Genomic DNA, 11,938 nt, shown 5'->3' on the forward strand with positions numbered 1-11,938 from the left:
CCATGCGCGTTGCCCGGTCGCGTACCGTCGGGCCGGTGATTCGGTTCGAGAAGGTCACCAAGAGCTACCCGGGGCCCGGCAAACCGGCACTGAGCCAGGTGTCGATCAACGTCGACAAGGGCGAGTTCGTCTTCCTCGTCGGCTCGTCGGGGTCGGGCAAGTCCACGGCGCTGCGCCTGATGCTGCGCGAGCTGCGCCCCACCACCGGCCGCGTCTACGTCGCCGGCAAGGAGATCAACCGCCTCGCCACCTGGAAGGTGCCGCGGCTGCGCCGCCAGATCGGCACCGTCTTCCAGGACTTCCGGCTGCTGCCGACCAAGACCGTCAGCCAGAACGTCGCCTTCGCGATGCAGGTGACGGGCCGGTCGGGCCGCGACATCCGGCGCGCCGTGCCCGCCACCCTCGAGCTGGTCGGGCTGGCCGACAAGGGCGGCCGCATGCCCGAGGAGCTCTCGGGCGGTGAGCAGCAGCGCGTCGCGATCGCCCGCGCGATGGTCAACGACCCGATGATCCTCATCGCCGACGAGCCCACCGGCAACCTCGACCCCACCACCTCGGTGGGCATCATGAAGCTGCTCGACCGCATCAACCAGTCCGGCACCACCGTGGTGATGGCCACCCACGACAACGGCGTGGTCGACCAGATGCGCAAGCGCGTCGTCGAGCTCGACCACGGCAGCGTCGTGCGCGACGAGGCGACCGGCGTCTACGGCTTCCAGCAGCACTAGCCGGGCCGGACGCCGTCCGCTCCCGCCACCCGCACCACCTGATCCACAGGAGTCTCCCGCTACATGCAGCTGCGCCACGTGAGCACCAACCTGCGCCAGGGCCTGCGCCGCAACCTGTCGATGAGCGCGGCCGTCGTGCTGACCCTCTTCGTGTCCCTGACCCTCGCCGGGGTCGGGGTGATGCTGAGCAAGCAGTCCGAGTTCACCGTCGACGCGCTCTCCAGCGAGCTGGAGGTGCAGGTCACCCTCTGCGTCCCCGACGAGGCGCAGTTCCCCCAGTGCACCTCCGAGGTGACGCCGGAGCAGAAGGCGGCGGTCCTCGCGGCCGTCGACGACAGCCCGGACGTCGTCGACGTGCGCGAGGAGAGCAAGGCCGAGGGTCTGGAGAAGCTCAAGGAGCTCTACGGACCCGAGCTGTTCGAGGGCCCCGACCCCGTCTTCGACGTCGAGGACGTGCCGGAGACCATCTGGATCCAGCTCGAGGACCCGGCCGAGGACGAGGCGGTGGTCAGCGCGGTCGAGGACCTCGACGGCGTGCGCGACGTCGTCCCGCCCGAGGAGCAGGTGGGCAGCATCGTCACGCTCATCGACGACCTCGAGACCAGCGCCTACGTGGTGGCCGGCGTGCTGCTGCTGGCCGCGGTGCTGATGGTCGCCAACACCATCCGGCTCGCCGCCCTCGCCCGGCGCCGCGAGATCGAGATCATGCGGCTGGTCGGCGCCTCGCGGATCTTCATCGCGCTGCCGTTCCTGCTCGAGGCGCTCGTGCTGGCCCTGCTCGGCGTGCTGTTCGCCGCGGGCGCGCTGGCGGCGTTCACCAAGTTCATCGTGATCGACCGCATCGCCGACCGCATCGGCGGCGTCCCGGTGGTCGCGTGGCCGGAGTACCTGCTGGCCGTGGTCGTCATCGCGATCGCCGGAGCGGTGCTGACGGTGCTGCCGACACTCCTGCTGACCCGCAAATACCTCAGATACTGACCCGCGTCGCCTAGCGTTCCCCGCGTCCGACCCACCGCCTTCCCCGACACGATGGGTAGTACTGCAAGTGCGCTCCTTCCCCGGCGCGGCACGTCAGCGCATCGCCGCCATCACGGCGAGCCTGGTGACCCTGGCCGCCCTCGCGATCCCGCTCGCCCACGCCGACGACCGTGACGACGACCTGAAGAACCGCCAACGAGACGTGCAGGGCCGCATCTCCGACGCGCGCGACGAGCTGCAGGAGGCCAGTCGCGACGCGTCGCGGGCCGCCGGCGCCGTCGACCGCGTCGAGCAGCGGCTCGACGTCGCGCGCACCCACCTGAGCGACGTCCGGGTGCGCCTGCAGGCCGCCCGCGATCGCGACGCCCTGCTGCAGCAGCAGCTGCTGGACGCCGAGGCCGAGCTCGACCGCGCCACCACCGCGCTCGCCACGGCCAGCGCCGGCGTCGAGCAGCAGCGCGCGGAGGCACGCGAGATGGTGCTGACCCTCTCGACGCAGGGCGACCCGCAGGTGCGCGCCCTCGGCCGGCTGCTCTCGGACACCTCCGTGGAGGACCTGACCCGCCAGCAGGTCGGCGACCAGGTGCTGCTCGCCCAGCAGTCGCGCACCTTCCAGGCGCTGGAGGAGGTCGAGGCCACGCTCGCCGACGAGCGCGCGGAGGTCGAGCGCACCACCGCGGCGGTCGAGGTCAAGCGCACCGAGGCCGCCGAGCACCTCGAGACGATGCGCGGCCTGGTCACCGAGGCAGAGACGGCCCGCGACCGCATCACCGGGCTCGTGCAGCAGGCCCGCGCTGCCCGCAAGGACGCCTACGAGGCCAAGGCCGCCGACCGTGCCGTGCTGCGCAAGCTGCGCGAGCGGGAGCAGAAGATCGCCGGCCAGCTCAAGGCGCTCGCCGAGCGTCAGGCCAGCCGCAAGGGCTTCGTCGGACGCTCCGACGGCTACCTCGGCAACCCGAGCAACGGCTACGTCACCTCGCCCTTCGGCTACCGCACCCACCCGATCTACGGCTACTACAGCCTGCACAACGGCACCGACTTCGGCGCCGCCTGCGGCAGCCCGCTGTACGCCGCGGCGTCCGGCACCGTGATCGACACCTACTACGACTCGGTCTACGGCAACCGGCTCTACCTGTCGATCGGCAACGTCAACGGCAAGAACCTGGTGCTGATCTACAACCACATGTCGGGCTACCGGGCCTCCGAGGGTCAGCGCGTCGGCCGCGGCGACGTCGTCGGCTACGTGGGCACCACCGGCTGGTCGACCGGCTGCCACCTGCACTTCACCGTCATGGCCGACGGCGTCGCCGTCGACCCGATGACGTACCTGTAGGTCGGTTCGCAGGCACGGTCTGCCGGGGCCGTCAGGGATACCCGGTTCACCGGGGATCCCTGACGTTCTCCGGCAATGCATTGCCAGAGAAGCGGGTGGAGAACCCGAGAAGCTCGGCCCCCGGCCCGGACTGTCCAGCCATTCGGCCGGACGCCGTCCGCCGGGCTCAGGCCGCGGCGCGCCGTCCGTCCAGCACCCGCTGGATCATCGCCGCGGTGCGCTCGGGCCGGGAAAGGTCGGCCCACGTGAGCCGGATGCACTCCCACCCGGTCAACCGACGGACCAGGTCCTCCCGCCTCTTCTCGCGGACGACGACCTCGCTCGCGCTCTCGCCCTCCTCCAGCAGCTTCTGGTACTTCACGAAGCCGTCGAACTCGAGCCAGACGCCGAGGTCGGGCCAGGCGAAGTCGAGCTCGGCGACCAGGACGCCGTCATCGTGGATCTTGTACTGCGGCTCGGGCATGTCGATGTGGGCACGGAACAGCATCAGGTAGGTCCGGGTCTCGCCGATCGAGTCGAATCGCGCATCGGCCAGGCGCAGGACGAGGTCGGTCTTGCCGCTGCCCGGCCACTCCGCCATCCGCCCGTAGTGCGCGAGCAGCTGGTCCTCGGTGGTGTGCCCGAGGTTCAGAAGGTGGCTGACGACCACCACGCTCGGATCGAGCGGCGCGACCGTCGTGACCTCGAGGGCCGTTCGGGTGCCGCTCATGACGAGCAGCCCGTTGCGCTCGACCACGTCGCCGTCCTCGATCGTCCGCAGTGCTGCGCGATGCCGGCCTCGCGGCGCCCGGTGCGACCGTCGGTGCGCGTCAGGTGGGTCTCGCGCAGGTCGAGGCCCCACATCGGCGCGTCGTACTCGGCTGCGGCCGAGACGTGCGACAGGACGACGTCGGTCTTGGCCTGCTTGACCGCCGCCCTGCTCACCAGCCCGTAGCGGCCGGCCTCGTCGAGACCGGCGACCACGGGGCCGGAGGCGTAGGCGCCGCGACGCACCCGCGCAAGCTGGCCCCGCCGCACCATCGCGGCGATCGCCCGGTCGTGGTAACCGAGCGCGTTCAGCTCCTTGCGCAGGACGACGGGGGCGTTGCGTGGGTGGTCGGCCGTCCGTTCGGTCGGACGGCGGCGCGGGTTCGGCTGCATCATGCGGCGACGGCTGCCCGCGGCGTCCCTGGGGACAAACCGGGGGCCTGGCGCCCTGTGGACAACAGCGGCCAGAGGGCACAACGGTCCTCACCTTCTCGCCTTGTCCCGCCGCTTCTCGGGTGCTGCATCGCCCCAGAACGTCAGCGATACCCGGTTCACCGGGGATCCCTGACGTTCTCGGCCACTCCCTCCACCACGCCACCCACGCCAAACCCGTTGCCCGCTCTGGGAGGATCGGGGCATGGCACGTGAGCGGGGGCAGAAGATGGTGGCGCAGAACAAGAAGGCGCGCCACGACTACGCCATCGACGACGTCTACGAGGCCGGCATGGTGCTGATGGGCACCGAGGTGAAGTCGTTGCGCATGGGGCGGGCGTCGCTGGTCGACGGGTTCGTCGACATCGAGCGCGGCGAGGCATGGCTGCACGGCGTCCACATCCCCGAGTACCTCAACGGCACCTGGACCAACCACTCCGCCCGCCGCAAGCGCAAGCTGCTGCTCAACCGCGTCGAGATCGACAAGATCGAGCGCCGCGTGAACGAGAAGGGCTTCACCGTCGTCCCGCTCGCGCTGTACTTCAAGGACGGCAGGGCGAAGATCGAGATCGGCCTCGGCCGCGGCAAGAAGTCGTGGGACAAGCGGCAGTCCATCGCCGAGCGCACCGCCAAGCGCGAGGTCGAGCAGGCGGTCGGACGCCGCCTGAAGGGCATGCGTGACTGAGACGGGCCCCGAGCCTGTCGAAGGGCCTGTCGACGGGGAGCCCGTCGAGCGGGTCCGCGAGGTCTGGACGTCGCTCGGCCTGCCCGGGCTGTTCGACGTGCACGTGCACTTCCACCCGCCGGCCATCGAGCGGGCGGTGTGGCGGGTCTTCGACCAGGCGGGTCCGCTGATCGGGCGGGAGTGGCCGATCCGCTACCGCCAGCCGGTCGAGGAGCGCCTCGCGCTGCTGCGCGCGTTCGGCGTCCGGCGGTTCCCCACGCTGCCCTACGCCCACAAGCCCGGCGTCGCCGGCTTCATGAACGACTGGGCCCGCGGGTTCGCCGAGGCCAACCCGGACGTCGTCTGGTCGGGCACCTTCTTCCCCGAGCCGGACGTCGCGGGCTACGTCGCCGACCTGGTCGAGGCGGGCGTCGAGCTGTTCAAGCTGCACCAGCAGGTCGGCGGCTTCCTGCTCGACGACCCGCTGCTGGCACCCGCCTGGGAGGTGCTGGCCGCCTCGGGCACGCCGGTGCTCGTGCACTCCGGGTCCGGGCCGGTGCCCACCGAGTTCACCGGCCCGCAGTCGCTGGCCCGGGTGCTCGCCGTCCACCCGACGCTGCGGGTCGTCGTCGCCCACCTCGGCGCGCCCGAGTGCGTCGAGTTCGCGCGGCTGGCCGCCCGCCACGACCACGTCTTCCTCGACACCTCCATGGCGCTGAGCGAGTTCTTCGCCGAGCACCTCGACCGCGAGGTGCTGCCGATGCTGTCCGACCTGCGCGAGCGCGTGCTGTGGGGCTCCGACTTCCCCACGCTGCCGTTCCCCTACGCCGAGCAGCTCGACGCCCTGGTCGCCCTCGACCTCGGCGACGACTGGCTGCGCGACGTGTGCTGGCACAACGCCGTCGGGCTGCTCGGCGCCGGGCGCGCGGTCGCGGACACGCCCTAGCCGCGGGCCGTCGTCCACTGGTTGGCTGCCGCCGTGGACGACGAGACCGCCTGGGCGCTGCTGGCCACCGAGCGGCGGGCCTTCGCCGACGCGCTCGACCCGCTGACGCCCGAGCAGTGGGCGACCCCGTCGCTGTGCGAGGGCTGGACCGTCAGGGACGTCGTGGCGCACACGATGGTCGGCCCCACCACGTCGATGGCCGCGGCGATGAGGGCGATGGCGCTGTCGGGGTTCCGGTTCGACCGCGCCAACCAGCGGATGGCGGCCGCCCGCGCCGGGCTGCCCACCGACGAGCTCGTCGCCACGCTGCGCGAGCGGGCCGACAGCCGCTTCGTGCCGCCCGGCGGCACGTGGGTGATGCCGCTGACCGACCTCTTCGTGCACCGCCTCGACTGCCTCGAGCCGCTCGGGACGACGACCGACCGGCCGCTCGACCCGTGGCCGGTGATGCTCGACTTCCTGGTCTCGAGGAAGGCGCGGCTGGCCTTCGTCGGCCGCGGCCTGCCGTCGCTGACCTACGCCACGACCGACGTCGACTGGTCGGGCGGCACCGGCCCGCGGGTCGAGGGGCCGGCCGAGGCGCTCGCCTTGGCGATCATGCGGCGCGGCGTCCGCCTCGACGAGCTGGCCGGCCCGGGCTCCGGTGCGCTGGCGGCGTGGGCGCGTCGCTGACGCCCGTGCGCAGCACCGCCCGCACCACCAGGCCGGTCACCAGCGCCCAGAACGCGGCGCCGACGCCGAGCACGGTCACGCCCGAGGCCGCGACGACCAGGCAGGCGACGGCGGGCACGCGGTCCTCGTCCTCGGCCAGCGCCTCGCGCAACGACGCCGCCAGCACGCCGAGCAGCGCCAGCCCGGCCGCCGACTGGACGACGCCCTCGGGCGCGGCCGCCACCAGCGCGGTGAGCACGCCGCAGCCGGCGGCGATGACGAGGTAGCTGACGGCGGCGGTGACCGGCGCGATCCAGCGGCGCTCGCGGTCGGGGCCGGCGTCCGGGCCGCCGGTCATGGCGGCGGTGATCGCGGCCAGGTTGACCGCGTGACCGCCGAAGGGCGAGGCGGCGATCGTGGCCAGGCCGGTGACGCTCATCGCCTCGCGCCACGGCACCCGCCAGCCGAGGCCGGCCATCACCGCCACGCCCGGCACGTTCTGCGAGGCCATCGTGACGACGTAGAGCGGCAGCGCCAGGCCGAGCAGCGCGGACGCCGTCCAGTGCGGCGTGGTGAGGGTGAGCGAGGGTGCGAGGTCGCCGGTCGCGACCTGGTCGCCCGCCGCGACGACGACCACGAGCAGCGCCACGGCCAGCGACGCCGGCACCGCCCACCGCGGCGCCAGCCGCAGCAGCACCAGCCAGGTGAGGACGACGGGCGCCACCTCGGCGGGGGAGTCGGCCAGCGCGACCACCGGCTCGACGCACAGCGGCAGCAGGACGCCGGCCAGCATCGCCCGCGCCAGCGGCACCGGGATCGAGGCGACGAGGTCGCCGAGCCTCGGCACCAGCCCGGTGAGCACGATCAACGCGCCCGCGACGAGGAAGGCGCCGACGGCGGCCGGCCAGCCGCCGGTCACCGCGCCGGTCGAGACCATGAGCGCCGCGCCCGGCGTCGACCACGCCAGCGCCAGCGGCACCCGGTGGCGCAGGCTGAGCCACGCCATGCCGAGCGCCTGCATCACGCAGAGCGCCACCAGACCGGACGCCGCCTGGGCCGCCGTGGCGCCGACGGCCACCAGCCCGGCGAGCACGACCACGAACGAGCTGCTGAAGCCGACGACCGCGGCGACGACGCCCGCGGTGACCGGCGCTGCGAGGCCTCGGTCGCTGGTCTCCGGCACGGCTATCCTCCCTGTGACAGCGTTCGGTTCACCGAACGTTCCGTGAACCGAACGCAGCCTAGGGGGTGGTGGCCGTGACCGCGACCGGGGCGTCCACCGGCGCGCGCATCCGCGCCGTCCGCACCGAGCGGGGGCTGTCGCTGAGCGCGCTCGCCGCGCGGGCCGGCGTCGGCAAGGCGACGCTCTCCGAGCTCGAGGCCGGACGCCGCAACCCCACGCTCGACACCCTCTACGCGCTGGCCGGGCCGCTCGGCGTCCCGCTGGCCGCGCTGGTCGCCGAGGGGGACGACGTCGTCGGCGACGACGCGCTCACCACGACGCGGCTGCACGTGCGTCACGACCCCGGCCGCACCACCGAGGTCTACCTGGTGCGCGTGCGCCCCGGCGCCACCCGCCGCTCGCCCGCGCACGCGCCCGGCGTCCGCGAGCAGCTGGTCGTCATCGCAGGGGAGGGCGTGCTCGAGACCGCCGGGACGACGACCCCGCTCGCCCCCGGCGTCCACCACGCGTGGGCGGCCGACGCCCCGCACGCCTACGGCTGCACCTCGGACGTCGAGCTGGTGGCGGTCGACGTCATCGTGACGCCGACCGGGGCCGACCCGGTAGACTGAGGTCACAACTCAAGAGGGGCTGATCGGTTTCGACTTGGGACGAACGTGCCCAGGGGAAGCGGGTCGAGGAGCCAGCGTCATCTCGTAAACGATCGCTGGAAACCAATAACTGCCAACGCTAAGCGCAGTTCCTTCGCTCTCGCCGCCTGAGCGGTGATCGAAGCGTCAGACCGGGCATCCGCCTTCGTCCCGGACCCTGGCGTCATCTAGAAGGCTTGCTGATCACCTGCCGTCGGGGTGGGTGATCCGGGACTCAAACCCGACTGGGCCTGTCGGCGACGCGTCAGCGCGAGCGCCGGGGCCGAGAAAACGCTCTAGCTGACTGCACCCGGAGAAGACCTGGCACGCCGCTCGAGGACCGGGGTTCGATTCCCCGCAGCTCCACCAGCCACGCGCACGACGCCCACGACGCGACGCCGCCCACTCGGGCACGCCCGTCCTGGCCTGTCGAGCGCGGTGGGACGACCGCGGCACCCGGCACCCCGGGTGCCGTCGTCGTTAGTGGCCGTCGATCACCCCTGAGCCCGCGGCGAGCGGGACGCCTCTGGCCCGTCTCCTACGATCGAGGCGATGAGTGGCCTGCGAGCGAGCGCGCACCGCCGGTCGCGCCGGCACGCGGCCGGGCGGCTGGCGGCCCTGCTGCTGACTCTCGCGGGCCTGTTCTCCATGCACGGGCTGGCCGACCACGGCAGCTCGGGGCACGGCCTCCTGCCCGGCATGACGGGCACGTCGAGCACGACGGCCCCGGACGCCGCTCCCGTCGTCGGCCACCACGCGAGCCACGAGGACGCCGGCCACGCGACCGGCGCGGCCGGCGACGCCGACCGACCGGGGCACGGCGAGGGGCACGGCGGGACGGACCTGCTCGAGCTCTGTCTCGCCGTCCTCGGAGCGCTGCTCGCGCTCGGCGCCGGAGCCCGGCTGCGGTGGCCGTCCCGCCTCGCGCCACCGGTCCGCCCGGCACTCGCCCCAACGGCGGTGCGGGTGCGGGCCCGCGACCCGGCGCCACCGGACCTGGTCCGTCTCTGCATCCACCGCTGCTGACCGGCACCGGCCCCGCCGCCGCACCCACGGGTTCGAGCGGGGACGACGCCTGCCCACGTACCAGCACCGGAGGAGCACCCACCGACATGAGCAACACCCGTAACCGCAGTAACCGCAGTAACCGCAGTAACCGCAGTAACCGCAGTAGCCGCAGCACCCGTCTTGCCCGCGGCGCCGCGTTCGCCGCCGCCCTCACGCTCGTCCTCGCCGGCGGCCTGTCCGCCTGCGGCGGCGACACCACGGACGACCAGCCGGCGTCGGGCAGCGACCCCGGCGAGACCCGGACCGCGTCGTCCGGCGCCGTGTTCAACGACGCCGACGTCCAGTTCGCGAGCGACATGGTCCAGCACCACGCCCAGGCGGTGCAGATGGTCGTCATGACGCAGGGGCGCCGGCTCGACCCCGGCGTCGCACAGGTCGCCGAGGCCATCCGGGCCGCCCAGGTGCCGGAGATCGAGACGATGAGCGACTGGCTGGACGACTGGGGCCAGGAGGTGCCCCAGACCTCGCTCGACCACGCCAACGCCCGCCACGACATGGACGACATGAGCAGCAGCATGGAGGGGATGGACATGGACATGCCCGGGGCGATGACCGCCGAGGACCTCGACGCCCTCGAGAACGCCGGCGACGCCGAGTTCCAGTCCCTGTGGCTCGAGATGATGATCGAGCACCACCGCGGCGCGATCGAGATGGCCGAGGCCGAGCAGGCCGACGGCGTCAACGAGGACGCCACTGCACTGGCCGGCACGATCGTCGAGACGCAGCAGGCCGAGATCGACACCATGGAGCAGCTGCTCGGCTGAGCCCGACGGCCCCGCCCGGTCCGGGGGGCGGGGCCGCCTGGCCCGGGCGGCGGGGCGGCGGGGTCGGCCGGGAATACCCGGACGTCCGTACGGTTGTACGGGCATGTCCACGACGCACCGCCACCCGGTCGACCCGACCGCCGTCGCGCACGCCGCCGACGGCGTCCCGGCGCCGGACGAAGCCCAGCGGCTCGCCGACCTGCTCGGCCTGCTGGCCGACCCGACCCGCGTGCGCATGCTGTTCGCGCTCGTCGCCGCCGACGAGCTGTGCGTCGGCGACCTCGCCCTCGCGCTCGGCGTCACCGAGGACCAGTCGTCCTACGCGCTCAAGCTGCTGCGGACGGCCGGCCTCGTGCAGACCCGCCGCGACGGGCGCGTCGTCCACTACCGCCTCGCCGACGCCTTCCCCCACCAGCTGCTCGACCACTGCCTGCGCGAGCTGCTCTCCATCACCGAGGACGGAGCCGACCGATGACCACCCACCACAGCCACGACACCGGCCACGATGCCGGCCCCGACACCGGCCACGGGTCGGTCAACGCGATGGCCGTCAGTGCCACGCTGCACTGCCTCGCCGGCTGCGCGATCGGCGAGATTGCCGGACTGATGGTCGGCACGGCGCTGGGTCTCGCCACCGGCTGGACCGTCGCACTCTCGGTCGCGCTGGCCTTCGTCTTCGGCTTCACGCTGTCGAGCCTCCCGCTCGTCAAGACCGGGCTGGGCGTCGCCGCCGCCCTCGGTCTCGTCCTCGCCGCCGACACCGTCTCGATCGCCACGATGGAGCTGTTCGACAACCTGGTCATGGCGCTGATCCCGGGGGCGATGGACGCCGGCCTCGTCAACGTCGTCTTCTGGGTCGGCATGATGATCTCCCTGGCGGTGGCGTTCGTCGCCGCGCTCCCGGTCAACCGCTACCTGCTGCAGCGCGGCAAGGGCCACGCCCTCATCCACGGCTACCACGGGCAGGCGACCGAGCCGGAGGGGTTCCGCCGGTTCATCCCCGACCTCGCCACCCCGACCCTCGTCGCCGTCATCGTCGCCTTCATGGTCGGCGGCCTCGTCGTCGCGGCCGCCGACGAGCTCGGCGACGAGCCCGGAGGCGCCCCGAGCCACGCCTCGGCGACGCGGTAGGGACCGGCGGGTGAAGAGCGTCGTCCTGCTCGACCACGACGGCGTGCTGGTCGACACCGAGCGGTGGTACTTCGAAGCCGGACGTCGGGCGCTCGCCGACGTCGGCGTGACGCTCGACCTCGACGACTACCTGGCCGACATGGCCCTCGGGCGCGGCACGTGGGCGCGGGCGCGGGAGGCGGGGGTCGACGAGGCGACGATCGACCGGGCGCGGGTGGCGAGGGACGCGTACTACCAGCAGTTCCTGCGCACCGAGGACATCGAGATCGCGTGCGTCGAGGCGACGCTGGCCGAGCTGGCACGGCACGCCCGGCTCGCGGTCGTGACGACGTCCAAGCGGGCGGACTTCGAGCTCATCCACCACGACCGGCACCTGCTCGACCACGTCGAGCTGGTGCTGGTGCGCGAGGACTACGAGCACGCCAAGCCACACCCCGAGCCCTACCTGACCGCGCTGCAGCGCCTCGGGGTCGAGCCGCACGAGGCGCTCGTGGTGGAGGACTCCGCGCGGGGCCTCGCCTCGGCCGTCGCCGCCGGGCTCGACTGCGCCGTCGTCCACCACCCCTTCACCGCCTCGCAGGACCTGTCCCGGGCCACCCACCGGATCGGCTCGCTGGGCGAGGTCATCTCGTTGCTGCGCGCGAGCCGTTCCGGCCGGGGCGGGGCAGAGCAGGCATGATCCGC

General features: G+C 73.0%; 15 protein-coding genes and 1 other RNA gene. 13 read left to right on the forward strand and 3 right to left on the reverse strand.

All coding sequences use genetic code 11. From position 1 onward, the window contains the following. The first annotated feature begins 35 nt into the window (after positions 1-35). The 3 genes from ftsE to ABEA04_RS08645 all read left to right on the forward strand — a co-directional run bounded on the left by ftsE (position 36) and on the right by ABEA04_RS08645 (position 3,039). Positions 36-728 (forward strand): cell division ATP-binding protein FtsE, encoded by a 693-nt coding sequence (ftsE, locus tag ABEA04_RS08635; protein ID WP_345457019.1) that lies wholly within the window; start codon positions 36-38, stop codon positions 726-728. Between the two features lie 63 nt (positions 729-791). After that, positions 792-1,706, forward strand: a complete 915-nt coding sequence (ftsX, locus tag ABEA04_RS08640; RefSeq protein ID WP_345457022.1) for a permease-like cell division protein FtsX — start codon at positions 792-794, stop codon at positions 1,704-1,706. Between the two features lie 67 nt (positions 1,707-1,773). After that, positions 1,774-3,039 carry a peptidoglycan DD-metalloendopeptidase family protein gene (locus ABEA04_RS08645; protein WP_345457025.1) on the forward strand — a complete coding sequence of 422 codons (1,266 nt, stop codon included), beginning with the start codon at positions 1,774-1,776 and terminating at the stop codon, positions 3,037-3,039. A 166-nt stretch (positions 3,040-3,205) separates the two neighbouring features. On the opposite strand, the gene ABEA04_RS08650 is transcribed toward ABEA04_RS08645, so the two are convergent. Both ABEA04_RS08650 and ABEA04_RS08655 read right to left on the reverse strand, forming a co-directional pair. Then, positions 3,206-3,775 carry a hypothetical protein gene (locus tag ABEA04_RS08650; protein ID WP_345457028.1) on the reverse strand — a complete coding sequence of 190 codons (570 nt, stop codon included), beginning with the start codon at positions 3,773-3,775 and terminating at the stop codon, positions 3,206-3,208. Continuing rightward, complete coding sequence (locus ABEA04_RS08655; protein WP_345457031.1) at positions 3,745-4,182, reverse strand: type IV toxin-antitoxin system AbiEi family antitoxin domain-containing protein; 438 nt, start codon at positions 4,180-4,182, stop codon at positions 3,745-3,747. Before ABEA04_RS08655 ends, ABEA04_RS08650 begins: the two co-directional genes overlap by 31 nt. A gap of 241 nt (positions 4,183-4,423) precedes the next feature. Between ABEA04_RS08655 and smpB the strand changes: the two genes are divergently transcribed. Genes smpB through ABEA04_RS08670 form a run of 3 tightly spaced genes read left to right on the forward strand, consistent with a single transcriptional unit; the run spans position 4,424 to position 6,500 of the window. Next, positions 4,424-4,903: an SsrA-binding protein SmpB gene (gene smpB / locus ABEA04_RS08660; RefSeq protein WP_345457034.1), complete on the forward strand. Its 480-nt coding sequence runs from the start codon at positions 4,424-4,426 to the stop codon at positions 4,901-4,903. After that, complete coding sequence (locus ABEA04_RS08665) at positions 4,896-5,828, forward strand: amidohydrolase family protein (protein ID WP_345457037.1); 933 nt, start codon at positions 4,896-4,898, stop codon at positions 5,826-5,828. Before smpB ends, ABEA04_RS08665 begins: the two co-directional genes overlap by 8 nt. A 33-nt stretch (positions 5,829-5,861) precedes the next feature. Next, entirely contained in the window at positions 5,862-6,500 is a 639-nt protein-coding gene (locus tag ABEA04_RS08670) for a maleylpyruvate isomerase family mycothiol-dependent enzyme (protein WP_345457040.1), read from the forward strand. Here the strand turns inward: ABEA04_RS08670 and ABEA04_RS08675 are convergent. Next, on the reverse strand, positions 6,424-7,662 hold the full coding sequence (locus tag ABEA04_RS08675) for a benzoate/H(+) symporter BenE family transporter (protein WP_345457042.1): 1,239 nt from the start codon (positions 7,660-7,662) through the stop codon (positions 6,424-6,426). The genes ABEA04_RS08670 and ABEA04_RS08675 overlap by 77 nt on opposite strands. 74 nt (positions 7,663-7,736) lie before the next feature. Here ABEA04_RS08675 and ABEA04_RS08680 point away from each other — a divergent pair, with 74 nt between their 5' ends. The 7 genes from ABEA04_RS08680 (at position 7,737) to ABEA04_RS08710 (ending at position 11,933) form a co-directional block, all read left to right on the forward strand. Further along, on the forward strand, positions 7,737-8,273 hold the full coding sequence (locus ABEA04_RS08680; protein ID WP_345457045.1) for a helix-turn-helix domain-containing protein: 537 nt from the start codon (positions 7,737-7,739) through the stop codon (positions 8,271-8,273). 15 nt (positions 8,274-8,288) lie between these two features. After that, positions 8,289-8,660: a transfer-messenger RNA gene (gene ssrA / locus ABEA04_RS08685) on the forward strand. A gap of 183 nt (positions 8,661-8,843) precedes the next feature. Further along, entirely contained in the window at positions 8,844-9,317 is a 474-nt protein-coding gene (locus ABEA04_RS08690) for a hypothetical protein (RefSeq protein ID WP_345457048.1), read from the forward strand. A gap of 86 nt (positions 9,318-9,403) precedes the next feature. Then, the gene (locus ABEA04_RS08695) at positions 9,404-10,123 is read left to right on the forward strand and encodes a DUF305 domain-containing protein (protein ID WP_345457051.1); all 720 of its coding nucleotides are present in this window, start codon (positions 9,404-9,406) and stop codon (positions 10,121-10,123) included. A gap of 103 nt (positions 10,124-10,226) precedes the next feature. After that, entirely contained in the window at positions 10,227-10,598 is a 372-nt protein-coding gene (locus ABEA04_RS08700; protein ID WP_345457054.1) for an ArsR/SmtB family transcription factor, read from the forward strand. Continuing rightward, complete coding sequence (locus ABEA04_RS08705) at positions 10,595-11,254, forward strand: DUF4396 domain-containing protein (protein WP_345457056.1); 660 nt, start codon at positions 10,595-10,597, stop codon at positions 11,252-11,254. Before ABEA04_RS08700 ends, ABEA04_RS08705 begins: the two co-directional genes overlap by 4 nt. Positions 11,255-11,264: 10 nt before the next feature. After that, on the forward strand, positions 11,265-11,933 hold the full coding sequence (locus ABEA04_RS08710) for an HAD family hydrolase (RefSeq protein ID WP_345457058.1): 669 nt from the start codon (positions 11,265-11,267) through the stop codon (positions 11,931-11,933). Positions 11,934-11,938 lie beyond the last annotated feature (5 nt).

The organism is Nocardioides marinquilinus, assembly GCF_039543705.1.
Classification (GTDB): domain Bacteria; phylum Actinomycetota; class Actinomycetes; order Propionibacteriales; family Nocardioidaceae; genus Nocardioides; species Nocardioides marinquilinus.